This is a genomic window from Thioalkalivibrio sp. AKL10 (assembly GCF_000381845.1).
GTDB lineage: Bacteria > Pseudomonadota > Gammaproteobacteria > Ectothiorhodospirales > Ectothiorhodospiraceae > Thioalkalivibrio > Thioalkalivibrio versutus.
Genome location: NZ_KB907143.1, coordinates 474,221 through 498,981, shown reverse-complemented (window position 1 = coordinate 498,981; position 24,761 = coordinate 474,221). Strand labels below are relative to the sequence as shown.

The 24,761-nt window shown below is 66.4% G+C and carries 23 protein-coding genes and 1 tRNA gene; 10 read left to right on the top strand and 14 right to left on the bottom strand.

Features of this window, described 5'->3' with window-relative positions; genetic code table 11:
- The first annotated feature begins 192 nt into the window (after window positions 1-192).
- The 3 genes from G333_RS0108175 (at window position 193) to G333_RS0108165 (ending at window position 1,908) form a co-directional block, all read left to right on the top strand.
- Window positions 193-1,110: an HPP family protein gene (locus G333_RS0108175; RefSeq protein WP_026340930.1), complete on the top strand. Its 918-nt coding sequence runs from the start codon at window positions 193-195 to the stop codon at window positions 1,108-1,110.
- Between the two features lie 329 nt (window positions 1,111-1,439).
- Window positions 1,440-1,516 (top strand) — tRNA-Arg (locus G333_RS0108170).
- Between the two features lie 65 nt (window positions 1,517-1,581).
- On the top strand, window positions 1,582-1,908 hold the full coding sequence (locus tag G333_RS0108165) for a hypothetical protein (RefSeq protein ID WP_019628172.1): 327 nt from the start codon (window positions 1,582-1,584) through the stop codon (window positions 1,906-1,908).
- A gap of 4 nt (window positions 1,909-1,912) precedes the next feature.
- Here G333_RS0108165 and G333_RS0108160 read toward each other — a convergent pair whose 3' ends face one another.
- A complete protein-coding gene (locus G333_RS0108160) occupies window positions 1,913-2,599 on the bottom strand; it encodes an arylesterase (RefSeq protein ID WP_019628171.1) in 687 nt (228 codons plus the stop codon).
- Between G333_RS0108160 and G333_RS0108155 the strand changes: the two genes are divergently transcribed.
- Entirely contained in the window at window positions 2,598-3,308 is a 711-nt protein-coding gene (locus tag G333_RS0108155) for an ABC transporter ATP-binding protein (RefSeq protein ID WP_018951473.1), read from the top strand. The genes G333_RS0108160 and G333_RS0108155 overlap by 2 nt on opposite strands.
- Entirely contained in the window at window positions 3,305-5,827 is a 2,523-nt protein-coding gene (locus G333_RS0108150; protein WP_019628170.1) for an ABC transporter permease, read from the top strand. Before G333_RS0108155 ends, G333_RS0108150 begins: the two co-directional genes overlap by 4 nt.
- 179 nt (window positions 5,828-6,006) lie before the next feature.
- Here the strand turns inward: G333_RS0108150 and G333_RS0108145 are convergent, their stop codons facing one another.
- A complete protein-coding gene (locus G333_RS0108145) occupies window positions 6,007-6,885 on the bottom strand; it encodes an undecaprenyl-diphosphate phosphatase (RefSeq protein WP_018951475.1) in 879 nt (292 codons plus the stop codon).
- 96 nt (window positions 6,886-6,981) lie between these two features.
- Window positions 6,982-8,286 carry a methyl-accepting chemotaxis protein gene (locus G333_RS0108140; protein ID WP_019562522.1) on the bottom strand — a complete coding sequence of 435 codons (1,305 nt, stop codon included), beginning with the start codon at window positions 8,284-8,286 and terminating at the stop codon, window positions 6,982-6,984.
- Window positions 8,287-8,492: 206 nt separating this feature from the next.
- Between G333_RS0108140 and G333_RS0108135 the strand changes: the two genes are divergently transcribed.
- On the top strand, window positions 8,493-8,930 hold the full coding sequence (locus G333_RS0108135) for an Rrf2 family transcriptional regulator (RefSeq protein WP_019628169.1): 438 nt from the start codon (window positions 8,493-8,495) through the stop codon (window positions 8,928-8,930).
- 16 nt (window positions 8,931-8,946) lie between these two features.
- On the top strand, window positions 8,947-10,650 hold the full coding sequence (locus G333_RS0108130; protein WP_019628168.1) for an ExeM/NucH family extracellular endonuclease: 1,704 nt from the start codon (window positions 8,947-8,949) through the stop codon (window positions 10,648-10,650).
- A gap of 34 nt (window positions 10,651-10,684) precedes the next feature.
- On the opposite strand, the gene G333_RS0108125 is transcribed toward G333_RS0108130, so the two are convergent.
- From G333_RS0108125 to G333_RS0108110, 4 genes are all read right to left on the bottom strand, one after another.
- Window positions 10,685-11,557: a mechanosensitive ion channel family protein gene (locus tag G333_RS0108125; protein WP_018145636.1), complete on the bottom strand. Its 873-nt coding sequence runs from the start codon at window positions 11,555-11,557 to the stop codon at window positions 10,685-10,687.
- Between the two features lie 15 nt (window positions 11,558-11,572).
- Window positions 11,573-12,382 (bottom strand): hypothetical protein, encoded by an 810-nt coding sequence (locus G333_RS0108120; RefSeq protein WP_018176768.1) that lies wholly within the window; start codon window positions 12,380-12,382, stop codon window positions 11,573-11,575.
- Between the two features lie 94 nt (window positions 12,383-12,476).
- Complete coding sequence (locus tag G333_RS0108115) at window positions 12,477-13,565, bottom strand: PA0069 family radical SAM protein (protein WP_018951480.1); 1,089 nt, start codon at window positions 13,563-13,565, stop codon at window positions 12,477-12,479.
- Window positions 13,562-13,936, bottom strand: a complete 375-nt coding sequence (locus G333_RS0108110) for a DUF1992 domain-containing protein (RefSeq protein ID WP_018951481.1) — start codon at window positions 13,934-13,936, stop codon at window positions 13,562-13,564. Before G333_RS0108110 ends, G333_RS0108115 begins: the two co-directional genes overlap by 4 nt.
- A gap of 101 nt (window positions 13,937-14,037) precedes the next feature.
- On the opposite strand from G333_RS0108110, the gene G333_RS0108105 reads away from it, so the two are divergent.
- On the top strand, window positions 14,038-16,008 hold the full coding sequence (locus tag G333_RS0108105; RefSeq protein ID WP_026340929.1) for a bifunctional diguanylate cyclase/phosphodiesterase: 1,971 nt from the start codon (window positions 14,038-14,040) through the stop codon (window positions 16,006-16,008).
- A 10-nt stretch (window positions 16,009-16,018) separates the two neighbouring features.
- Here the strand turns inward: G333_RS0108105 and G333_RS0108100 are convergent, their stop codons facing one another.
- From G333_RS0108100 to G333_RS0108075, 6 genes are all read right to left on the bottom strand, one after another.
- Window positions 16,019-16,498, bottom strand: coding sequence for a hypothetical protein (locus G333_RS0108100; protein ID WP_018169820.1), 480 nt, complete (start codon window positions 16,496-16,498; stop codon window positions 16,019-16,021).
- A 79-nt stretch (window positions 16,499-16,577) separates the two neighbouring features.
- On the bottom strand, window positions 16,578-17,609 hold the full coding sequence (gene pyrC / locus G333_RS0108095; RefSeq protein WP_019562528.1) for a dihydroorotase: 1,032 nt from the start codon (window positions 17,607-17,609) through the stop codon (window positions 16,578-16,580).
- A gap of 57 nt (window positions 17,610-17,666) precedes the next feature.
- On the bottom strand, window positions 17,667-17,924 hold the full coding sequence (locus G333_RS0108090; protein ID WP_019628166.1) for a DUF167 domain-containing protein: 258 nt from the start codon (window positions 17,922-17,924) through the stop codon (window positions 17,667-17,669).
- 8 nt (window positions 17,925-17,932) lie between these two features.
- Entirely contained in the window at window positions 17,933-18,679 is a 747-nt protein-coding gene (locus G333_RS0108085; protein ID WP_019628165.1) for a class I SAM-dependent methyltransferase, read from the bottom strand.
- Window positions 18,680-18,750: 71 nt separating this feature from the next.
- Window positions 18,751-19,779: a hypothetical protein gene (locus G333_RS0108080; protein WP_026340927.1), complete on the bottom strand. Its 1,029-nt coding sequence runs from the start codon at window positions 19,777-19,779 to the stop codon at window positions 18,751-18,753.
- 116 nt (window positions 19,780-19,895) lie between these two features.
- On the bottom strand, window positions 19,896-20,729 hold the full coding sequence (locus G333_RS0108075; RefSeq protein WP_019628163.1) for an alpha/beta hydrolase: 834 nt from the start codon (window positions 20,727-20,729) through the stop codon (window positions 19,896-19,898).
- Window positions 20,730-20,828: 99 nt separating this feature from the next.
- Between G333_RS0108075 and G333_RS0108070 the strand changes: the two genes are divergently transcribed.
- A complete protein-coding gene (locus G333_RS0108070; RefSeq protein ID WP_019628162.1) occupies window positions 20,829-23,021 on the top strand; it encodes a bifunctional (p)ppGpp synthetase/guanosine-3',5'-bis(diphosphate) 3'-pyrophosphohydrolase in 2,193 nt (730 codons plus the stop codon).
- 426 nt (window positions 23,022-23,447) lie between these two features.
- On the top strand, window positions 23,448-23,738 hold the full coding sequence (locus tag G333_RS0108065) for a GIY-YIG nuclease family protein (protein WP_019628161.1): 291 nt from the start codon (window positions 23,448-23,450) through the stop codon (window positions 23,736-23,738).
- A gap of 601 nt (window positions 23,739-24,339) precedes the next feature.
- Here G333_RS0108065 and G333_RS0108060 read toward each other — a convergent pair.
- Window positions 24,340-24,729: a flagellar protein FliT gene (locus G333_RS0108060; RefSeq protein WP_019628160.1), complete on the bottom strand. Its 390-nt coding sequence runs from the start codon at window positions 24,727-24,729 to the stop codon at window positions 24,340-24,342.
- Window positions 24,730-24,761 lie beyond the last annotated feature (32 nt).

Sequence of the window (24,761 nt, the reverse complement as noted above, 5' to 3'; positions counted from 1 at the left end):
TGCTCGCTCGCTGGCCGCGTAGCGGAAACTGGATCTCCGGAGAAACATGCGATTAGCGTTTCCCGGGTGCGGCCGCGTAATAGACCTGCCCCGCTGACATCCACCGCCAGTCCGTGTCAAAGCGATGCCATTTGACCCGGAGACGGCGTACGCAGAACATATACTCCGTTTTCCACTTACGAGGAGGCCGGTTTGCGCTCTGGACGCGGATCCCTGTTGGGGGACTGGCTCGATACCACCGACCACAAGGACAAGCTGATTGCCCTGATTGGCGGCGTGATCGGCCTCTACCTCTCGCTGGAAGTCGCAGCATCGGTCACCGACAACGGGATCAACGGCCTGATCCTCGCGTCTCTGGGTGCCACGGCCGTGCTGCTCTTCGCTGCGCCCCACGCAGCGATGTCGCAGCCCAGGAACGTGCTCGGTGGTCATGCCGTCGCCGCCATCGTGGGGGTGCTGGTGCGCGACGTTCTGCCCCACCCATTGCTGGCTGCAGCGGTCGCCGTCGGGCTCGCAATCTGGCTGATGCACTACCTGCGCTGCCTGCATCCCCCCGGCGGCGCCACCGCGCTTTATGCGGTGCTCGGGGGAGAGTCGGTGCATGCCCTGGGCCCCTGGTTCCTCCTGCATCCCGTGTTGACCAGCGTGGGGGTCATGCTGGTTGTCGCGGTAATCATCAACTACCCGTTTCCCTGGCGGCGCTACCCGGCCAGCCTGACGCCGACGCCCGAAGCCCCAAAGCAAGGTCCCCTGGCTGCCCTGGAGCGAGCAGGACTGGGCCAGGATGACCTCGAATACGCGATGCGCGAAATGAACCTGTATCTCGACCTCACGGAAGACGATCTCGCACGCCTGTACCTCTTGGCCCGGCGCCATCACCAGCACCCCGACCCCATCACGCCGGACGCGATCCAGCCGGATCACTGTTTCAGCAATGGCGAGAACGATGCCGACTGGGCCGTGCGGCGCGTATTACGCATCGACGACGGGCAAGTGGCCTACCGCAACCTTGTGGGGCCGGACACCCCTGGCGAGGACCGCGCCACGCTGGAGGAATTCACCGCCTGGGCGCATCACCAGCTCGACCCGAAATCCGCCCCGGGCGACTGAACCGTTTGGGGCTGCCCCTGCCCGGCGCTTATACTCTCGCGCTAGGGAAACACTGATCAATCTACACGCTCGCGTTGGTACCCCAGGTTTTCTGAGACAAGGCGCGGTGCGCAGCCGGTAGTGGTTCTACCGGCAAGGGCCGCAACGCAGGATCGGGGAACCTGGGTTACCAACCCCGCGGGGCTCGGCCGCCCGTGCTTATCCAAAACGGGCGCGCGCACGGCGTTGCGGTTCCCTTGTGCAGAATGACTGCACGGCAGTCACCGCGCCTTGTTCGCACGCAAAAGCGACTCGAGCGCGAGCGTGTACATTGATCAGTGTTTCCCTAGGTCTCCGTAGCTCAGCTGGATAGAGCAGCCCCCTCCTAAGGGGCAGGTCGCAGGTTCGAATCCTGCCGGGGACACCACATTCATGAGGCCGATGCCGATTTTCGATCTGGCGCCGTGCCCGCATCGGTCGTAAGGTAGGCGGATGGCCATGCTGACGACCGAACAGTCCACCCGCATGATCGACCTCCTCGCCCCGCTGATCGGCATTCAGGGCGAGGTGGACGGCTGCATGGTGGAACTGGTCGAGGTCCTGGACGAGGGGCCTCGGGGTTTGCCCGGGGTCGCCTTGATGAGCATGGGCGCCGAGCGCAGCATCCAGGCCAATCAGTACGGCAATCCCCTCTGTCGCCATTCGGAAACCCGCACCCTCTCGTTGCTGTCAGAGGTTGAACGCGACCTGCACCCGGTCCTGCGCCAGCTGCTTCCGGAATCCGTCGTGGCCGAACTGCGGGGTTTGCTGACGGAGTGAGGGTTTACCCGGCTCCGTTGCATGGGCGCGATCGGGCTTCGGCCTCCTCCACCATGGGTTCCAGCCGCGACCACACCGCGTCCAGCAGATGGGGTTGAGCGGCCTCGCTGGGGTGGATACCGTCGTCCATCAACATGCCGTCTTCCAGCAGGATGTCCTCGAGGAAGAATGGCTCGAATGCCAGTCCCCGCTCCTCGGAAAGATCGGCGAATACGGCCTCGAAACGCTCGGTATAGCGGCGGCCGTAGTTCGGCGGGATGCGTATACCCAGCAACAGGGTGTTGGCGTCGACGGCCTCGATCGCATCGACCATGGCCTCCAGGTTTTCGCGCATGGCCTGCGGCGGCAGGCCGCGCAGGCCATCGTTGCCGCCCAGGGCCAGGATGACGACTTCGAACGCTGCGCGTTCCAGCACGTCGGGCAAGCGACTCCGTCCACCGGCAGTGGTATCACCGCTGATGGATACGTTGACCACTTTCCAGTCCTTCTCTCGCTCGGCCAGCCGTTCGCCCAGCAGGGCCGGCCAGCTGGCGGAATCCGGCATGCCGTACGCGGCACTCAGCGAGTCTCCGAATACCAGGACCCGGAGCGGCTCGGCCGAATGATTTTCGTCCGGTAGGGAATTCGCAGCCGCAACAGGACTCCATAGCAACGCGATCAAGCCCATCACGACCAACGGAATACGCAACATGGATGCATCCTCGTCATTTGTACTGGAGGCCCGGGACCTCGAGCAGCGGATCAACGGACCCAGCGGCCCGCTGGACATCCTGCGCGGCATCTCACTGGCGGTCCAGGCGGGCGAGACGGTGGCCATTCTCGGCGCATCGGGTTCCGGCAAGTCCACCCTTCTCGGGTTGCTTGCAGGTCTGGACGCCCCGAGTGCGGGAGAAGTTCGGCTGCTCGGGCAAACCATCAGCGAACTGGACGAGGATGGCCGGGCGGCCCTGCGCGCCGGCCGGGTCGGGTTTGTGTTCCAGTCCTTCCAGCTCCTGCCGGCACTGACAGCGATGGAAAACACCCTGCTCCCGCTGGAGCTCAACCCGGCCCATGCGCAAGAGAGTCAGGAAACCCTGAACCACTGGGCCTCACAGGCCCTGGAACGCGTGGGTCTGGGCGAACGTTCCGCACACTACCCCCATCAACTCTCCGGTGGCGAGCAACAACGCGTGGCGATTGCCCGCGCCATTGTGGATCACCCGGCGGTGCTGTTCGCCGACGAACCCACCGGGAACCTCGACGGGCGGACGGGGCACCGCATCATCGAACTGCTATTCAGCCTGGCGCGACACCCGGACAATGATGGACCGGCGACAGCGCTGGTGCTGGTGACACACGACCCCGAACTGGCCGGACAATGTGATCGCATTATCTCGATCCAGGACGGTGTGCTCGAATGATCGCCACCCGGGGAACCGACCGCAGCCATCTACGCGCCCTGCTGCGTGGCACCTGGCGTGAATGGCGCTCGGCCGAGCTGCGCGTCCTCGCCGCCGCCCTGGTCGTCGCCGTCGCAGCCGTCGCGGCGGTGGGCTTCTTCACCGATCGGGTGGATCGGGGCATGGCCCAGCAGGCGACCGCGCTACTGGGGGGTGACCTGGCCGTCGTCAGCGACAACCCGCTGCCGGAAGGCTGGCCTGTCGAAGCGGCGAGCCACGGACTGGAAACGGCGCGTACGGCCTCCCTCCCCAGCGTCGTCTTTACCGCCGACGACGAGTCGCGACTGGCCGCCCTGCGCGCGGTCGAGGCGGGCTGGCCTCTGAAAGGCGAGGCGCGTATCCGTCCTGGCCGCGAGGCGGACGAGCGGGTCCGCGACCGCGGTCCGGAACCGGGTACGGCCTGGCTGGAGCCGGCGCTGCTCGAGGCCCTGCGACTGGAGGTCGGCGAGCGAGTGGAGGTCGGGGACCTTGATCTGGAAGTGACCGGGGTCATCACGCACGAACCCGATCGTGGCAGCAACCTGCTGGATATCGCGCCGCGACTGATGCTGGCCTTCGATGATCTGGAGGCCAGTGGCCTGATCGGGCCCGGGAGCCGCGTACGCTACGAGTTCTTTGCCGCTGGACCCAGCGCCGGGGTCGCGGAGTTCCGTGACTGGCTGGAGGATGACTTGGAGTCCGGCCAGCGCCTGCTGGGTCTGGAGGACGCCAACCCGGAACTGCGCACCGCGATCGAACGTGCGGAGCGCTTCCTCGGCCTCGCCTCGTTGATGGCGGTGCTGCTGGCCGGGGCCGCGATCGCGGTCGCGGCCCATCACTTCGCCCAGCGCCGCGCCGACCCGGCGGCGGTGATGCGTGCGCTGGGAGCCAGCGGACGCCAGGTCCTGCTCACCTACTTCGGCCGTGTTGTGCTGGTCGCCCTGCTGGCCAGTGGGGTTGGGCTCGCGATCGGCTTCGCGGCCCAGTTTGTCCTCGCGGCGCTGCTGGGCGACTGGCTCGCCGGGGACCTGCCTCCGCCCGGTTCCCGCCCGGTCATCGCCGGCCTTGGGGTGGGACTGATCACGGCCGTGGGCTTTGCCCTGCCCGCTCTGTTGCGGATCGGCCAGGTCTCGCCGCTGCGGGTCCTTCGGCGCGATTTGGGTCTGCCGCCCACCTCGGTCTGGCTGTCCGGTGCACTGGCGCTGCTGGCGTTCGGCGGCCTGCTGTACTGGCAGGCCGCCGATCCCCAACTGGCCGCCTGGGTGCTGGTAGGCACGGCCGTTGCGATCGCGGTGCTGGCCACACTCGGGATGGCGCTGGTGCTGGCCCTGCGGCCCCTGCGCAACCGCGGCGGCATGGCGCTGCGCTTCGGCCTGGCCAACCTGTCCCGTCGGGGTGGCCTGAGTGCCGTGCAGCTCGTGGCCTTCAGCGTGGGCATCCTGGCACTGCTGCTGCTTGCGATTGTCCGGGTAGACCTTCTGGAGGCCTGGGATGCCAGCATCCCCGAGGATGCACCGAACCAGTTCTTCATCAACATCCAGCCGGGACAGGAGCAGGCCTTTGCCGACCGCGTCGAGGCGGCCGGTCTCGAGCGTCCGCAACTGGACCCGATGATCCGCGGCCGACTGATCGAGATCAACGACGAGCGCGTCCGTCCGGATGATTTCGACGATGATCGCGACCGCAGGCTGGTGGATCGCGAGTTCAACCTGTCCTACGCCGAGTCGCCCCCGGACCATAACCCCATCGTCGAGGGAGACTGGTTTGGCGAGCAGGGGCAGGACCCCGATACCGGATGGTCGGTCGAGGCCGGGCTGATGGAACGCTTCAACCTGGCACTCGGGGACCACCTGACGTTCCGTGTCGGCGGTCAGGCTATTCGCAGCCCGATCACCAGTGTCCGCGAGGTCAACTGGGACAGCTTCCAGGTGAACTTCTTCGTCATCGGGCCGCCGGGGTTGCTGGACGAGCAGCCCCGGACCTTCATCACGGCCATGCACGTCCCCGAGGCACAGCGCTCCGCCCAGAACCAGTGGCTGCGCGAATTCCCCGCGGTATCGGCAATTGACGTCAGTGCGATCCTCGCGCAGGTGCGCGACGTCATGGATCAGGCCACCCGGGCGGTGGAGTACGTCTTCCTGTTCACGCTGATTGCGGGTCTGACCGTGCTCTATGCGGCGGTGCAGGCGACGCGCGATGTGCGCCGGCGCGAGGCCGCGCTGCTGCGCACCCTGGGCGCACGCCGCGACCAGATCCGCAACGGCTTGCTGGCCGAATTTGGCGCCCTGGGGCTACTGGCCGGGCTGCTGGCGTCCGTCATTGCCACGGCGGTCGGCGCCCTGCTTGCCTGGCAGGTCTTCGGGTTCGACTACAGCGTGAACCCGCTGACCTTCGTCTACGGCATCGGTGGCGGTACGCTGGGGATTGCCCTGGCGGGCTGGCTCGGCACCCGACGGGTGCTGGATCAGGCGCCCCTGGCGGTCCTGCGCGGACCGGAGTAAGCCGAGGAATCCAGGGAGCGGCTGATTCATTCACCCGTCTGCGTGGGTACCCCACTTTTTCGAGACAAGGCGGGGTTCGCAGCGCCCGGGTCTCTCTCCGGTCCCGCGTCGATCATTGGGACGCAGCGCAGGATCGGAGTACATGCCCCCCTCGTGAGACTCCACACCCGGGGATCCGGTCATTTCCCGTACATGATGTCCACGTCGAGGAATCCGAACAGGACCAGCAGCGCCAGCGCCCAGAGGTAGAACGAGAAGACCTTGAGGTTGGCGCGGTACAGGAAGAACAGGACCATCTTCAACGAGACGATCCCGACCAGGGCGGACACCACGAAGCCCACCGCGAGCGCCGTCCAGTTCAGATTCCCCAGCCCGTCGCCATTGAGCACGTCCAGTGACTGCACTGCGGTGGCAGCGAGGATGGTCGGTATCGCGAGGAAGAAGCTGTACTCCGCCGCCCAGCGCCGCTTGAGCCCGGTGAACAGGGCGAAGGTGATGGTCATGCCGCTGCGCGAGAGCCCCGGGATCAGTGCAAAGCCCTGGGCCACGCCGATGATGGTGGCGATCTTCGGACTCAGCTGGCGCAGCCCCAATGGGCGCCGTTGCAGCCGGTCCGTCCACCACAGCAATACCCCGGTCAGGCTCAGCGTGCCCGCGATCAGGGTCGGGTGGGCGAACACCTGCTCGAAGCCCGCCTTCAGGGTGAATCCGACCACCGCAGTCGCGAACACCGAAAGCACCACCAGCAGCCCCAGACGCAGAAACAGCATCTCGCGCCCGGCCGACCCGCGGGCCGATGCCCACTGCAGGCTTTCGCGGGCAATGCCACCGGTCAGCCGGGTCAGGCTCTTGCGGAAGACGACGACGATCGAGACCAGGGTGCCCACGTGCACCACCAGGTCGAACAGGATCATCTCGGGGCTCTCGGGCGCCGGCAGCGGTTCGCCCTGACGGATCAGCCAGTGCTGGGTCAGGACCAGATGGGCGGTCGAACTGACCGGCAGAAACATAAAGATGCCCTGAACGACCCCGAGCAGGGCAGCGACCCAGACTGTCATTGCAGATACCGCTCCATGAACCCGAGGCGGGCCGCAGTATACGGAAAACGCCTGGGAGACGCCGGGACCTCGGTCGCACGCCGAGGCAGGCGTGGATCAGACCCGGAACTGGGTGGTCAGTCCCCGCAGCCGCTCGATCCGCCCTACCAGGGCGTCCGTCTCGCTGGCGGTGGCTTCGGCATTCCCCGCGGTGATCTGGGCTCCCTGGCTGACTTCCGTGAGGGTGCCATCCACCTCGCGCGCGACCTCCGCCTGTTGCGATACCGCCCCGGAGATCTCGTTGTTGAGATCACGGATGCGTTCGACCGCTGAACGGATCGCCTGCAGGGCGTCGCCCGCACCAGCGGCTTGGTCCACTCCGGCCTCGCCCCTCTCGCGGCTGCGCTCCATCGCGCTGGCGGCCGCCCGGGCGCCGGCCTGCAGGCGTTCGATCATGGCCTGGATCTCGGTGGTGGAGTCCTGTGTACGCGTGGCGAGGGTCCGCACTTCGTCCGCTACGACAGCGAATCCCCTTCCCTGCTCCCCCGCCCGCGCGGCCTCAATGGCCGCATTGAGCGCCAGCAGATTGGTCTGCTCGGCAATCCCACGGATCACGTCAAGCACCGAACCGATGCTGTCCGACTCGGACTGCAGGCGCGCCACCTGCTCGTTTGCGGTGCCAATCTCGCTCGCCAGTTCACGCATCGTGCGCACCGAGGCGTCCACCACATCGGACCCGGTACGCGTCTCGCTCTCGGCCTGATCGGCGGCTTCCGACGCGGTTTGGGCATTGCGCGCGATCTCTTCGGCCGAGGCCGTCATCTGGTTCATCGCGGTAGCAACCTGGCCGATCCGGGCTTGTTGCTGTTGCACCTCCTGGTTGGTCTCTTCCGCCACGCGGTGAAGGGTACCGACGGACTCCCCCAGTTCACGCGCATGTTCCACCATCTCCGAAACCATCCCCTGCAAGCGTTCGATAAATGCGTTGAACAGACGCGCCAGGCGATCAATCCCGTCATTGCGCGGGGCGTTGATCCGTTGGCTCAGATCGCCCTCGCCCTCCGATACCACGCGAAACTGCGAGGCCAGTTGCGCCAGGCGCCGGCGAATCATCAACACGAACAGGAAATACACCACGACGACCACGCCGATCGCGACACCCAGCATCATCGCGTTGACCTGCCAGGCCGCAAGATCCAGCAGACGGTCGATCTCGAGCGCCACCTCGGCCTCCAGTGCCGGGGTCGTCTCGTGGCCCTGCATGACCCCCGTCAACGTCGCCTCCATACCCCCCTTGAGCGTTGCGGTGTGCCAGAACACCGCGGCAGCGGCTATCAGAAAGAACACCCCCACAATCGCACTCAGCGCCAGCGAAAACCGTCCGGCGAGTGACAGCCGGCCCAACCCCTTGATCGACTCCATCGAGTTTCCCTGTATTTCGGCTTCAGAAGCCTTGTTATGGTTGGCATGTAACGGCCGGGCTGTGCGGTTTCTGAACCCCGAGCACGCCCCGGCCTTCACTCAGTGGCAACGACCGAACTTGTGACGGATGTCCGGAGCGATTAAGGTTCCGGGACATATGCGCGCATGCATATCCTTCAAAACCGCGAACCGACGAATCCTTCCCTATGCAGCTCACTCGCTATACTGATTTCTCCCTTCGGGTCCTGATGTACCTCACCGTGCAGCCGCGCGACCAGCGCGTGACCGTGAGCGATATCTCCGAGCAGTTCACGATCCCGCGCAACCACCTGGTAAAGATCGTTCACCAGCTCGGCCAGAAGGGCTACATCATCACCCGGCGTGGCAAGGGGGGCGGGATCTCGCTCGCCTGCGAGCCGAACGAGATCAAAGTAGGCAGTGTCATCCGCGACATGGAGCCGAACCTGAACGTGGTGGACTGCGAGAATCCCGTCTGCCCGATTCTCCCCGGTTGCCAGTTGCGTGGGGTCCTGAACGATGCGCGCGATGCCTTCCTGGACGTCCTCGACCGCTACACCATCGCCGATGTCACCCAGGCGCCGGATTATCTCTACGAACTGCTGAACCCCAGCAAGAGCGCCTGATTCTTCTCATGCGGCCATGGATCGGCTGACGCACCCCCGCCGCCGCCACGCCAACCCGGCCCCTTGCGTGCGCCGCACGCTGGGGGGCGCACTGGTGGTTCTGCTATTCGCAACCTCCCCGGTCGATGCCCGGGTGGCCTGCCCCTCCCCCGGGGCCGAGGTCGCCCCTCTCGCCGAGCTCCGCGCCGGCGCGGTCGCTGAGGGAGATGCCGTCATCGCGGAGGGCATCGTCACGGGCGTGTTTATGGGGCCCGATCAACTCGGCGGGTTCTATCTGCAGCAGGGCGCCGGGCCCGACTCGGCCGGTATGTTCGTGTATGCCCCGCGGCGCGAGCCGGTCTCGACCGGCGAGCATGTGCAAGTACACGGGGTGTTTAGCCGCCACCGCGGACGCCCGCAGATCGCTCGGCTGGACCGCATCCAGGGCTGCGGGCACGGCGAACTTCCGGCACCGCTGGAGGTGCGCCTGCCTGAAGATGCCAGCCGCCTCGGCGAGTACGCCGACCTCCGTGTTCGCTTTGCGCGGCCGCTGGCGGTGACCGCCAACCACGAACTCGCGCGCTATGGCAGCCTGACGCTCTCGGCCGGGGGGCGGCTCATGCACCCCGGCCAGACCGGGGCCGCGGGAACCGCCCGGGACGAGAAGCGCCGGATCATCCTGGATGATGGCAGCTATCGCGCGAACCCCGACCCGATCCCCTATCGCGACGATCATGGCACGCGCCGGGTGGGCAGCACGCTGGAGGGCCTGACCGGGATCCTGACCCACGCCTTCGGCGACCATCGCATCCATCCCACCGACTCGCTGGACTGGTTCGGCGGCGAGCGCCCTGATCCGCCGTCGACGCCGGGAACGGACCACCTGCGCATCGCCACCGCCAATCTGGAGAACGACTTCGTGACGCTGGGCGAGCGCGGCGCACAAAACCGGCCGGAACGCGAGCGCCAGACGGCCAAGCTGGATGCCCTGCTGCAAACGCTGGACGCCGACCTGCTGGGCGCGGTCGAACTGGAAAACGCCGAAGCGGCGCGCCGGCAGCTGGTCGAACGACTGAATGCAGTCCCTCCGCCGCGCGGCGACTATGCGGCCATTGCCCACCCGGGTCCGGGCGACGACGCGATCAAGGTGGCCCTGCTCTACCGGCCGGACCGATTGCAACTCGTTGGGTCCGCAGCCGATCGCGATGCCGTGCATCATCGTCCGCCATTGCTCGGCTGGTTCCAGCAGCCCGGGAGTGGCAAGCGTTTCGGGGCCGTGGTGGTGCACTTCAAGGCGAAGAGCGGTTGCCCCGACGCGGGCGATATCGACCGCGGCCAGGGTTGCTGGAATGATCGGCGCACGGCCCAGGCCGAACGTCTGGTGACATGGATCCGGGAACAGCAACGCAATGAGTTTGCCAATGTTCCCGTACTGATCCTCGGCGACCTGAACGCCTACGCCGCCGAAGACCCGGTGCGAACGCTGGCCGCGGCCGGCAAGCGGGACCTGGTGCATGACGATCCAGCGTCCGCCCATACTTATGTCTTTCGCGGCCGGGCCGGACAGCTGGATTACCTGCTGGGTCCCGATGCCTTGCGCGACGCCGTGCACGACGGGGCGGCCTGGTCGGTCAATGCAGACGAACCCGGCTTCCTCGGCTTTGACGGTCGCGCGCCCGCCACGGGGCCCTGGCGCGCCTCGGATCACGACCCGGTCTGGGCGGATCTCCGCCTGGATTGAGTGCCGCCCCAACCCCGCTCCGGCGGCCTGCCGGTCAGTCGCGCGCGGACGCTTCCGCCTCGGCCTCCGGCACGTTGTCGACGATGCGCACGGGTAACGGGCTTCCATCCAGGCCACCCAGCGTGCGCTGCGGGAACGGGATATCAATCCCCGCCTCGTCCAGCGCGGCCTTCACACCCTCGTGCATGGAATTGCGCAGGTCCAGGAACTTCTCCCGCCGCGCCCACACCGAGAGCTGAATCTTCAGCGCGGAATCACCGTACTCGAGGAAGATAAACAGCGGCTTGGGCTCCTCCAGACAGACCGGATTGCGCTCGGCCACGCCCATGAGCACGTCGCGCAACTGCTTGAGATCAGTCCGGTAGCCCACCCCGATTTGCATGTCCAGACGACGGATGGGGAAGCGGCTGAGATTGGTCAGTTGCGTCTTCACCAGGGTCTCGTTGGGCACGCGCACCATCAGGTTGTCGAAGGTGCGCAGCTTGACCGACAGCGGGTCGATCGACAGCACCTCGCCTGTGGCATCCCCGACCTTGATGACATCCCCGACGGAGAACGGGCGTTCGCCAATCAGGAACAGCCCCGAGATCAGGTTCGAGGCCGAAGTCTGCGATGCAAAGCCAAGCGCGACCGTCAGGATGCCGGCCGCGCCCAATAGCACGGTGAGATCGAAGCCCAGCTCGCGCAGCGCCGAGGCTAGCACCAGCAAAACGATCAAGTAAAAGCTGATGCGGCGGGTGAGCATGACCTGCTGCGCGTCGAGCTTGTCCTCCAGCGCGCGCGCCAGACCGCGCGACAGCAGGCGCGCCAGCAGCAGGCCCACCAGCAGGTAGACCGCGGCGCGGATGGCGGCGAGAAAGGCCTCGCTGGTCACAAAGGTCTGAGCGGTTTGCAGCCATTCATTCATCGCGCCGGAAGCTCCCTACTGAAACAGGGCGGTGAACGCCCTGACCATCAAATGCCGCCCCCCGGCCTGGCGGGGTTCGGCGATGCGCTGGGCCCCGCCGGCCACACCGGGAGGACCGGAGTCGATCTTCATGTCCGCCATGTCGCGATCTTCCTCGCGCTCCATGCGCACCGCCGGGGTCCACAACCGGTGGTGCTCGTCGGCGAACACCGGAAGGCGCGGCACCGGCAGGTTCACGCGTTCCAGGAACAGGGCATCCGAAGCCTTGTTCTCGATGGTCAGCGGCGTGATGACGCGGTGCGGGCGCACGGGCACGTCGGCCAGGTCCAGGCGAGCCTGGGTGCGGGTGGCATAGCAGAGCTCCCCGTTCACGGTATTCGGGCCGAACCAGGTATCGGACGGCGTATAGACCGGAAACTCCTGCACCATGGCGTCGCCCAGGTGCAGCTGCACCCAGGCCGGGGAACTCAGATAAAGCGTGACCTGACCACGGGCCGGCACATAGAAGGGGTTTTGCGGCCGGCTGACCATCGGCCGATCCGCCAGGGCCACCCGCAGCTCCGGTACCGAATCCGCCGGGGATCCGGCAAAACGCAGCAGGTCGTTCGCATCGGCAGGGAACCCATCGGCGCAGGGAACATCGATCGCCAGTGTGGCATCGGCGGGGTCGCGCGGGCGTTCCAGGACCATCTGCCATTCCTGCTCGCCGTGCAGCAGCCAGAGGTCCAGGGGGCCGATGGACCAGCGTCCATGTTGCCCCGATGCAAGTCCCCGGCGCCCCCACCAGGCCGCATCGTTGGTACTCATGGTTGGATTCTGCGGCATCGTCCGCCCTGTCGTGGTGTTGGCGCCACTGTAAACCAGAACACCCCGTCTGCGGGAGAAGCATCCTCAGGACAATGGCGCCATTCGCCGAGCGTCAGAAGAGATCGAGCTGCCCTTCGGACCGCGTCTTCTGCGGGCGCGCGGGCGGGGCAAACTGGTTGCAGTCCAGCTCCACGAGACGTCCGGCCAGCCCCGCCCGGCGCCGCGCCAGCCGGAAGCGCTGCCGCAACAGCTCCGCATACGGCCCGGCCCCGCGCATACGGTGACCGAAGGTGGAATCGTAGAGCTTGCCCCCATGCGCCTCGCGCAGGCGCTGCAGTATGTGCTCCGCCTTGAGCGGGTGATGGGTGCGCAACCAGTCCTCGAACAGTGGGGCCACCTCACGCGGGAGCCGGAGCAGCACATAGCCGGCGGCCACTGCGCCCGCCGACGCCCCAGCATCCAGCAAGACCTCCAGCTCCCCGTCCGTGAGCACGGGGATCAACGGCGCCACCAGCAAGCTGACGGGGACACCCGCCGCCGTGAGCCGCTCCACGGTCTGCAAGCGCCGTTGCGGGGCCGCCGCGCGCGGCTCCAGATGTCGCGACAGCCCGCGATCCAGGGTCGTCACCGAGATCGCCACCTGCACCAGTCCGCGCTCCGCCATCGGACCCAGCAGATCCAGGTCGCGCTCGACCAGTGCGGACTTGGTCACAATGGATACGGGGTGCCCGGTCTCGGCCAGCACCTCCAGCAGCTCGCGCGTGATCCGCCATTCACGTTCGATCGGCTGGTACGCATCGGTGTTGATCCCGAGCGCCAAAGGCGTCACCCGGTGGGACGGTCGCGCCAGTTCGCGCCGCAGGCAGTCGGCCGCGCCGACCTTGGCGAACAGCCGGCTCTCGAAGTCGAGCCCCGGCGAAAGGCCCACATAGGCATGGGCCGGCCGCGCAAAGCAGTAGGCACAGCCGTGCTCGCAGCCACGATAAGGGTTCAGGGACAGCTCGAATGGCACATCCGGGGACTGATTCCAGGACAGGACGCTACGCGGATGCTCGACCATCACCTCGGTGCGCAGCGGCGCCGGTGCCTCGCCATCACCGACCCACCCGTCGTCGAAGGGTTCGTGCCGGGTCGACTCGAAGCGAGCATGGGGATCGATGGTCGCGCCCCGGCCCTTGGTCGGTCCATGGACCGGCTTCATTGGCTGGGGCCATCCATGCGCTCGCACAGCTGTCGGAAATAGCCGGACTCGGAGAGCATGCCCCGACCCGCATCGCTGCGGTTCAGCCGGTCGAGCAGCAAGCGCAGGCGCTTGGCCGCCTGCTGGCGCGCCGCCTCGTCGTCCGCCGCCTGCAGCAACGCCTCCGTGGAGGCGATCTCGCCTCGCAGTTGCACGGCCTCGGGGACATAGCCGGCGTTCTTCATCACCCGGAAGGCCATGCGCAGCTCTTGCGGCACCGCGCTGTCATCATCCAGTTCCAGGGGTCGACCCGCCCCCCGGAGGTCATCGAACTCCCCGCGGCGCGCCGCATCGGCCAGCCGGGCCTCGATCTGTAACTCGGTCAGCAACATCCCGTATTCCGTTGTTCATGCGCCGGGCCGCGCCTGTTGAGCCCCCGACTGATTTACCGTAACGTCCAGCCCTTCCACAAACCATCCCCGTCTGGACCCCGATGGCACTCACCCCGCGAGACAATCCACCGGCTTCCAGCGTACGCGCGCTTGTTCCGGCTCGCGAGGCATTGCAGGCCGAACCCCAGTTCGACACCTATCTGACGCGCCAGATCCCAGTGCTGGTGGCGCTGTCCCTGGTCCCCGGCCTGGGGTACATCCTGCTGGGTGCGCTGCACGGGGCATTCACCGCGGCTGCAGCCTGGTACAGCGTGATGTTTGCCGCATCGCTCTGGGGCCTGCAGCTGTACTGGCGTTATCACCGCGCGCCCTTGTCACCGGAGCAGCGGCTCCGCTGGCGGCTGCACCTCACCCTCTTCCTGTATCTCTACTTGGCGCTGTGGACCGCGATCTTTCTGATCTTTGTGCGCCTGGACTCGCACAATCTCCACTACATCGCCATTTTCACGCAGATCGGCGCCACCACGGTGGTTGCGGCGTTGCTCTATCCGGCCCCCTGGGTCTTCCGGCCGCTGATCCCCGCCATGATGGCGCCACTGGCCGGATACTTCCTGCTGATCGGGGACTGGTACAGCTATGTCCTGGCGGCGTTCTCGGCCACCCTTGCCCTGGTCCTGTTCTACGCGGCCAACAGCAGCTTCGGGTTGCTCCGCAACAGCTTCCATCAGGCCTCCCACGATGCCCTGACCGGACTGAACAATCGCGCCGCCTTCATCGAGCATCTCGAACAAAGCCTCGAGGTACTGCAGCATCACGGACAGCACTCGTACCTGCTGCTGATCGATCTGGACCATTTCAAGACGGTCAACGACCTGCTGGGGCACGACATCGGCGACGAATTGCTGAAGTCCGTGACGCGCGACTTCGCCAACACCCTGCCCCCGGGCCACCACCTCGCCCGCCTGGGCGGCGACGAGTTCGTCATCGTGGCCCCTGGCAAGGAAGACCGCCAGACCTGCGAGCGCGCCGCCCGCCGCCTGGCGCATTCGCTGCTTCAGGTGGTCAAGACGCCCTACATTATCCGCAACCATCACCTGCACGTGAGCGCGAGCATCGGGATCCGCCTGATCGAGCCCGCGCAGCCGGTCGACTCGCATCAGCTCGTGCGCGAGGCCGATATCGCCATGTACGAAGTGAAGGACCGCGGGCGCGACGGCGTGGTGGTCTTCAGCGACGAGTTGTCGCGGGCGGTGGAGCGGCATCTGCAGATCGAGCGCTGCCTGCACTTTGCGTTGCACAATCGCGAGATCGAGGTCCTGTTCCAGCCCCAGGTGGACACCACTGGGCGGATCCGCAGCGCCGAGACCCTGATTCGCTGGCACAGCGCCGAGCTGGGCGCCGTATCACCCGCCGAGTTCATCCCCATCGCCGAACAGACCGGCTATATCAGCGAACTGGGCGACGCGGTGATCGCGCGGGCGTTCCAGGCCTTGCGCGACTGGGATCGCGCCGGGTTCCCTCTGGAGCAGCTCGCAATCAACATCAGCCCGCGGCAACTGGTGCACCTGAACTTTGTCCACCGCATGCAAGACCTGATCACCCGCTATCTGGGCCGTGAACACGCCCACCGCATCACGCTCGAAATCACCGAGCACGTGGTGGCGGAGGATACCGACCGGGTGATCCACATCATGCAGGCCCTGCGGCAAATGGGCCTGCGCTTCTCGATGGACGACTTCGGGACCGGGTTTTCCTCGCTCAGCTACCTGAAGCGTCTCCCGTTCGACGAACTCAAGATCGACCGGAGCTTCGTCCGCCAGGTCGACCACGACACGGACGACCAGGCCATGGTGCGCACAATCTGCGACATCGCACGCCAATTCGGTCTGGCGGTGGTGGCCGAGGGGGTCGAGACCGAGGCCCAGTACCGCTGGCTGACCACCCACGGTGATTTGCTCTTTCAGGGGTTCCTGTTCGCCCGGCCCATGGATGCCAATGCCTTTTTCGATCACTGCCGCCGCGCGCCAGCGCTGAAGCCGGACACCAATCGAGCGGCGCCGGCGGCCGGATAGGAATCCGGCCTCAGGCCCCGCCGGTCGCGGCCGGCAGCACCCAGAGCGTCAGCGACAGCAGGATGGCCGTCAGGCTGACCCCGATCAGCGGCAACATCATCACGCCGGCCAGGGCCTCGCGCCGGAACAGACGCACGGCCATGCCACCCAGGGTCAGCGCCCAGCCCAACGCGACGAAGAACGCCAGCGCGTTCAGTTCGGCACGCCACAGCAGGATCAGGGCCACCGGGAGCCCAAGGTTGAGGATCACCACCCCCATCTCCTGGCTGCCCGCGGCACGTCCGGCAGACAGCGCATAGGCATACGCGGCCCAGACCATCAGCAGACCAAAGCCCAGGGCACCGGCGGCCGGCGAGCTAAGCGGCGCGCGCAGGATCGGCGCGCCGGCCGGCTCCAGCCCGACCCCCAGAGCCACGATCAGCAACGCCACCCCCAGGCTGATGGCCATCCAGAACAACAGGGTCCCGCGTTGCACATTGGGTTCGGTCATGTCTCCATCCTCGTCTTGTCCTGTACTCGTCTACCCTGCTGACCGCCGAGCCGTTACAGGGTTCGCCACGCCGGCCGCTTTACGCCAGCTGCCAGGCGATCGTCTCGCCCGCGCGCAGGGGCACACCCGGATCATGCCCGAACAGTACGGCCTCCGGTACGGTCCACGGGGACCGCTCTAGCGTCAGCTTGTCGGTATTACGCGGCAGTTTGTAAAAATCGGGGCCAAAATGGCTGGCAAAGCCCTCCAGCCGGTCCAGTGCATCCGCCGCGGCAAAGGCCTCCGCGTACAGCTCGATGGCCGCGTGCGCAGAATAGATACCCGCACAGCCACACGCCGACTCCTTCGCGTGGCGTGGATGCGGAGCGCTATCGGTCCCCAGGAAGAAGCGCGGGTGGCCACTGGTGGCCGCTTCGAGCAGCGCCTTGCGGTGGCGCTCGCGCTTCAGGATCGGCAGGCAAAAGTGATGCGGCCGCATGCCGCCCGCGAACAGCGCATTGCGGTTGTACAGCAGGTGCTGGGGCGTGATCGTGGAGCCGACATTGGCCGGCCCGTCCTGGATGAACTGCACGGCCGATTCGGTGGTGATGTGTTCCAGCACCACCCGAAGTTCCGGAAAATCGCGGATCAGCGGCTCCAGGTGGCGCTCGATAAACACCGCCTCGCGATCGAAGATGTCCACGTCCGGATCGGTCACCTCGCCGTGAATCAGCAACGGCAGGTCCACCCGCTGCATCGCCTCGAACACCGGATAGCAGCGGCGGATATCGGTCACGCCACTGGCTGCATTGGTGGTGGCACCCGCGGGATAGAGCTTGACCCCGTGCACGAACCCGGAGGCCTTCGCCGCGTCGATCATGCCCGGTGTCGTGCCCTCGGTCAGGTACAGCGTCATCAGGGGTTCGAAGTCCGCCTCCTCCGGCAGCGCCGCCAGAATGCGGTCGCGGTACTCGGCGGCGGCCTCCACCGTCGTCACCGGCGGTTTCAGGTTCGGCATGATGATGGCGCGGCGGAAGCGGCGCGCCGTATCCGGCAGTACCGTCGCCAGCACATCGCCATCGCGCAGGTGCAGGTGCCAGTCATCCGGTCGAGTCAGGGTCAGGCGGTTCATCCGTAGTTCCCTTATTGGGGGGGCGTCCGGAACGGGCCCCGTCACAGTCATGAGCAATCAGGATAACGCGCGGCGCAAGCCGGTCTCGGACCAGCCCTCTACCGCCACGGTCTTGCGCCGCGAGTGCGCGCCGGCAACGACCCGCACAGCGGTCTTTGGACACCCCAATTCCGCCGCCAAAAGCACGATCACGGCGTCGTTTGCACGTCCCTTCTCGGGCGGGGCCTGTACCGCCAACTTCAGGGTATCCCCCATCCAGGCGCCGACGGCGGTCTGCTTGCTGCCGGGCGCAACCTTCACCTTCAACAGGCCCAACACGCGTGTCAGTCAGCCGGGCGCGTCGCCATGTAGGCGCTGAAGACGCCGAGCTGGACATTGCGCTGCACATCCTCGAAACCGACCGATCGAAGGGTTTCCATGATGTCCTCCGGGGGGACGCACTGATCGATGGTGTCCCAGAAATAGCGCATCAGCAGTTGCCCGTCCGGGTCGCGGGTCAGCACCTTGCCCACGAACGGCACAAAATCGCGGAAATAGAAACGCGCCAGGCCAAACTGGAACTTTGTACGTGGCCGCGAGACCTCGAGAATGGTGCAGCGCCCGCCCGGCTTCAGCACGCGGAAGTACTCGCTAAACAACTCGTGCAGGTCGCGCACATGGCGAAGCCCATACCCCATGTACAGACGGTCGTACTGCTGGTCGCGCAAGGGCATCTGTTCGCCCAGGCTCTGCACGAACGTGGCATCCATCTTGGTTCGGGCCACATCCATCATGCCGCGGCTCGGGTCCACGCAGGTCAGGTGGTCATCGCCCACCACCTTGCGGATCTCCTCTGCAACCGGGCCGGTGCCGGTGGCCACGTCCAGCACCTCCATGCCGGCCTCCAGACCGGATTGTTTCAGGACAAACCGGCGATACGACTGCCCGGTGCCGAAGAAGCCGACCCGCAGGATTCGGTCGTAATACGGGGCAGTCCGGTCGAACAGGTCGTCGACGTAGGCGCGCCGGCTGGCTTCATCCCCGTAGTAGTCCTTCAGGACCGGGTGTGGCTTCTTGGTGGTTGGCTGCATTGCGTGTACTCCCCAGGCAAGGGACCGGCGCCACCGCAAGTCGGCGGCCTGACCGGCCCGGCATCAATCCTTCATGGTGTCGCGAACGTCGTGGTCAGACGCTCCGAATAAAGTCCCTCGATCTCCACCAGCAACTCCTCGCGGCAGATATCCCCGTGCAGCAACAGGCACGGCACATCGTGACCAAGGCGCGAGCGCAAGTGACGTTCCGCGGCCGATGCATCGGTCGCATGGCGCAGGTACACCTTGAGCAGCGACAGGTCGCGCGGCCTCTCCACCCGAACCGGGTGATCCGTGGCGGCCTGTTCCAGCAGCACACCGACATTGCGCAGGCTTTCGTCGATCTGCGCCTCGAGATCGCCAACATGCCGGCTTTCATGGCCGACAATACTGGCGGTGCCCGAGATAAACAGCTCGGCCGATTCCGGCCCCGACTGCCACAGACTGGCGCGGGCAAACGAAGGGCTGCGCGGCCCGTACTGAGGCGGGTAGTGATACGCGCTGACCTGGCGCGGATTCTCGATACGCGCGGCCGCCTCGCGAGTGGCAATGAAATAGATCAGCAAGCCGTTGGAATGGGTGCCAATCGCCGTCGCCGCCGGCAGGAACTGTTCGTACTCCGGCAATGCCTCGAACACCCGCGCCCGCCCGCTGCAGAAGCCACGATAGCGCTCCTGGCCGGCGACCGGGTCATTGATCGCGGGAAGATAGTTCCACACCCGCACCAGGTGCTCGAAACCCAGCGAACGGCAGCCAGCCAGGATCTCGCGGTACGCGCGCTCGGTCAGGGGGTCCGGGTCACCTGCGGCATCCAGCGGCTGAATCCAGCAACCGATCAGGCAATCCTTGTGGCGAAGGTAGCTCAGCGAGCCTTCCACCCCGGTCTCGCCCTCGGCGCCGTCCGGCAGCGACCAGCATTCCGCCCAGTCCGACTCGCCGCCCAGGGGCTCCAGCCCCACGCGGATCTCCAGACGCCCCGGCAGACGTTCCACACCGCTCGCCCCGCCAAAGCGGATCACCAACGGCGCCGACGCGCATTCCGGCTGCTCATCAAGACAGTAGGTAACCGTCAGGGGGGCTTTTGCGGCAGATTCGCTCATTCCGGACGCCTGGGAGATCCATTCCAGCCAAAACAGCCGCGGAGTCTACCAATCTCCCACGATGGAAACACGGGTTCTCCCCTCGACCTGCCCCATCCAGTCTCTTTGTCCGTTCGTCATTGAGGGCCGTCGACCGCCACGCCCGCATCGCGGAGGAACGCGCGCAGGCCCTCCGTGTAGTCGTCCCCCGTGGTCAGGAAAGCGTCGTTGTGGCCACCCTCCATCTCCAGCACTCGCGCATTCGTAGCAGCGGCCCGCAGGCGTTTGGCATGCTCGAATGGCACGATCTCGTCTTGGGCACTATGAGCCAGCAGGATCGGCGCGGAGATCGCGCCCACCCGGCCCAGGGTGTCGTATTGGTGCCGCAGCAGCGCCCGCACCGGGAGCCAGGGGTAATGCCGCGCCCCCAGATCGGCAGCCGAGGTAAAGGCGGACTCCAGGATCACCGCACCCGGCTCCACGCCCGTTGCCAGTTCAGCCGCGACCGCCGCCCCCAGCGAGCGGCCAAACAGCACGATCTCCTCTGGCGAAACCGAACGCTCATCAATCAGGTACTGCCAGGCGGCGCGGGCATCCGCATAGGTGCCGGCCTCGTCCGGGCGCCCCGCACTCCGCCCGTAGCCGCGGTAATCGATGATCAGCACGGCCAGTCCCAGCTCGTGGAACTGGCGTAGGGAATGCAACCGGTGGCCGATGTTTCCGGCATTGCCATGCAGGAAGAGCAACACGGGCGTGTCGCCCTCCGGGCCCGGCAGGAACCAGCCATGAATCCAAACCCCATCCTCGGTGACCAGCTCGACATCCTCGTAGTCCAGCCCGATGCGCTCCGGCGTGCTGGTCACCGTGCTGGACGGCAGATAGATCAGACGATCCTGAGTCACGAAGATCAGCGCGGTTACCAGGACATAGCCCAGCCCCACGAGCAGCAGGATCTTGAACAAGTTGGCCATATCCCGATCCTGATCCCGGTCACTCCCGTTCGCAAGCCTCTCGCCACCTTCTGCGCTCCCGTACAATAGGGCTCTCGCTCTGATTCGACGATTGCCTCCATGCGCCATTCGCTGCTGACCAATACCGATCTGCAGGGGCTCGACCGCGACGCGTTGCTGCGCCATTTTGCGGGCAGCCAGCCCCTGGACGACGCCACCGGCCTGCAGCTGGCCGAGGCACTGGATCAAGCACTGGAGGCCGTCGATACCGCCGGGCTCGAATCGCATCCACTGGACGTGGCGGAGATCCTGCGCCATCTCAACGTCGACCGGCAGACGCTGATCGCGACCTTGCTGGTACCCGTGTATCTGGCGGACCTGCTCAAGCCGGCCGAGCTCGAGCAGCGCTTTGGTGCCGCGGTGGCCCGGTTGACCACCAACGTCGCGGCGCTGGTCCGCCGCCGCTTCGAGGCCCCGGCCGGGCGTCCGGAACAGGCCGAACGCCTGCGCCGCATGCTGATGGCCATGGTGGACGACGTGCGCGCCGTGCTGATCAAGCTGGCGTTCCGCGTCCAGCACCTGCGCCTGCTGGTCCGCGAGCCCGACGAAGGCGCCCGCATCCTCGCCCAGGAGACCCTCGACGTCATCGCACCGCTGGCCAACCGTCTCGGGGTGGGCCAGCTCAAGTGGGAGATGGAAGACCTCGCCCTGCGCATCCTGGAACCCGAAACCTACCGCGACATCGCCGTAGGCCTCGAGGAAAACCGCACTGAAAGAGAATCCTATGTCGAAGAGTTCGCCCAGACACTGAAGACACGCCTGCAGGCAGACGGCATCGAGGCCCGGGTCTTCGGCCGGCCGAAGCACATCTACAGCATCTGGAAAAAGATGCAGCGCAAGCGCACCTCGCTGTCCGAACTGTACGATCTGCGCGCCACCCGCGTGATCGTCGACCAGCTGGCCACCTGCTACACCGTGCTCGGCATCGTCCACAACGACTGGCGCCACCTGCCCAGCGAGTTCGACGACTACATCGCCAACCCCAAGGACAACGGCTACCAGTCCCTGCACACCGCCGTGGTCGGGCCGGAGGGCAAGGTCGTGGAGGTGCAGATCCGCACCCGCGAGATGGACGACTTCGCCGAGCTGGGGGTCGCCGCGCACTGGCGCTACAAGGAAGGCGGGCGCGAGGATCAGGCGCTCAACCGCGCCATCAACAGCCTGCGGCAGCTGCTGGAGGCCGCCGACAACAACGACCAGAACCTGCTCGACGAGATCCAGAGCGAACCGCTGCACCAACGCGTGTTCGTGCTCACACCCCAGGGCGAAGTGCTGGACCTGTCCCAGGGCGCAACCCCGCTGGACTTCGCCTACGCTGTCCACACCGAGGTCGGCCACCGCTGCCGCGGCGCCAAGGTCGACGGCCATATCGTCCCGCTCACCTACAAGCTGAAGTCCGGCGAGCGCGTGGAGATCCTGACCACCCGCGAAGGCGGGCCCAGCCGCGACTGGCTGAGCCCCGCGCTCGGCTATCTCAACACCGCCCGCGCGCGCTCCAAGGTCCGCACCTGGTTCCGTCAGCAGCACCAGGACGAACACCTGGCGACCGGCAAGCACCTGTTCGATCGCGAATGCCAGCGCCTCGGCTGCGGCCACAACCTCGACCGCAGCGCGCTGGCCGAGGCAATGAAGTATCAGACCTTCGACGAACTCCTGATTGCCCTGGGCGCGGGGGATGTCACCACCGCCCAGATCGCCGGACGCATCTCCCACCAGCTGCGCGACGCCCGAACTGGGGAACAACCGGCCACCACCCCTGCGCCCCAGCGGTCGCGCCGCCACGAGGGCGAAGCCAAACCGGACGACATCCGAATCCGCGGCGTCGGCGGGCTGCTCACCACGCGCGCCCAGTGCTGCAATCCGCAGACCGGGGACCCGATCATCGGTTTCATCACCCGCGGCGCCGGCGTCTCCGTGCACCGCAGCGACTGCGTCAACATCCTGCACATGCCGGAAGACAAGCGCGGCCGCCTGATCCCCGTCTCCTGGGGCGAAGAGCCCGAACGCGAGGCGATCACCCTGGAGGTCGATGCCCACGACCGCCCCGGCCTGCTGGGCGAAGTCGGCAACGCCTTCTCCGAATGCGGCATCAACCTGCTGCGCGTAAACACCGAAACCAACCGCGAAGACCGCAGCGTCCGCATGGAACTGGAAGCCGAATTCAGCGACCTCGGCGAACTCAGCCACCTCTTCGACCGCCTCCAATCCCTCAGCAGCGTCCAAACCGTCCGCCGCCTACCCTCAAACTCCTGACCCCGCCACGTCATCCCGGCCCTTGCCTACCCAGCCTGTCATCCCGGCCACAACGCCCTCCTTCCCGTCCCCCGGCCGCAACGCCCTCCTTCCCGTCCCCCGGCCGCACGCCTTCCCACCCTGTAGCGCCGGCCGCGCCCCACCCGGCCCGTCATCCCGCCCGGCCCCAGTGCCACCCCTTCCCGTCATCCCGGCCGCAGCAAAGCGGAGAGCCGGGATCTCCCCACGCCGGACACACCCCAACGCGCGGGCACACCACACCGCAGAGATCCCGGATAACCGCTTCGCGGTTTCCGGAATGACGAGTAGGAGTCAGAGGAATGCCTTGTGCCTCCCACGGATCAAGGGCACCCGAAACGCGGTGAACGCGCGACCACCGCAACATCCATGGCAAACTCAATACTTGGCCTCGCAAGGACGCGAACCATGGAAAAGCACCCGGCGGTCTACATCCTGACCAACCGGCGAGAAGGCACCCTGTACACCGGGGTCACCAGCAACCTCCCCAGCCGCATCGCCCAACACCGCGACGACCTCGTACCCGGCTTCACCCGCCGCTACAAGCTCCACCGCCTCGTCTGGTTCGAACAACAAGACTCCATGGACGAAGCCATCCGCCGCGAAAAGCAAATCAAACGCTGGCGACGCCGCTGGAAGATCGACCTTGTCGAAACAGAAAACCCCACCTGGAGAGACCTCTACGACAACCTCTTCTAGCCGATTCGCTTAGTGGCAGACTCGAAGTTGGCAGGGCACCCGCTCAACCCGTCATCCCGGCCGTAGCGCAGCGAAGAGCCGGGATCTCGCACGCCGGATTCACCCCAACGTACGGGCAGCCCACACCGCAGAGATCCCGGATAACTGCTCCGCAGTTTCCGGGATGACAAAAGGTTTGTGGTGATTCCAAGTGCTTTTCCCGACGCCTGTCCGGTTAGACGCTCCCCCTCATCGTCATCCCGGCCGTAGCGAAGCGGAGAGCCGGGATCTCGCACGCCGGATTTACCCCAACGCACGGGCAGCCCACACCGCGAAGATCCCGGATAACTGCTCCGCAGTTTCCGGGATAACAAAAGGTTCGTAGCGATTCCGAGTGCTTTTCCCGACGCCTGACCAGCTAGACGCTCCCCCTCATCGTCATCCCGGCCGCAGCGCAGCGCAGCGGAGAGCCGGGATCTCGCACGCCGGATTCACCCCAACGCACGGGAAGCCCACGCCGCGAAGATCCCGGATAACTGCTCCGCAGTTTCCGAGATGACGGGAGGGGTGGTGTTCGGGGTTTGGTGGGAGTCGAAAAGCGCCGACCGGGCACAGAGCCCCGTCAGTCGGCCGAGTGACCCGTGCCCGTTCGCATGGAATGCCGACGGGTCGTCTCGTAGGCGTTGGTGCCCTTGCGGCCGGACTTCAGCTCACGGATCTGCTGCGCGACCTCGCCCCGTCGTTGCGACAGGTCCGGTACGGAGGTCTCGTAGAAGCGCACCAAGTCCTCCAGGGCCGCTCGCAGGGCTGTCCCGGAGTCATCGCGCAGCGGCACTGGCTCGGTCCCGAAGGCTCGTTCCACCAGGGCTCTCGTCTGCCGGTCCAGCTCCTGCAGCTCTTCCCAGTCTTCTTCGGCCACGGCCCGCGCCATGTGGGCGCGGATCGCTTCGACCGCATCCTCCAGGGTGGCGCTTGTGGTCTCGGGCGCCTCCCGGCTATCGGTGCCGGTCATTGTCATCGGCGGCCCTGGAAATCAGAGGGAAA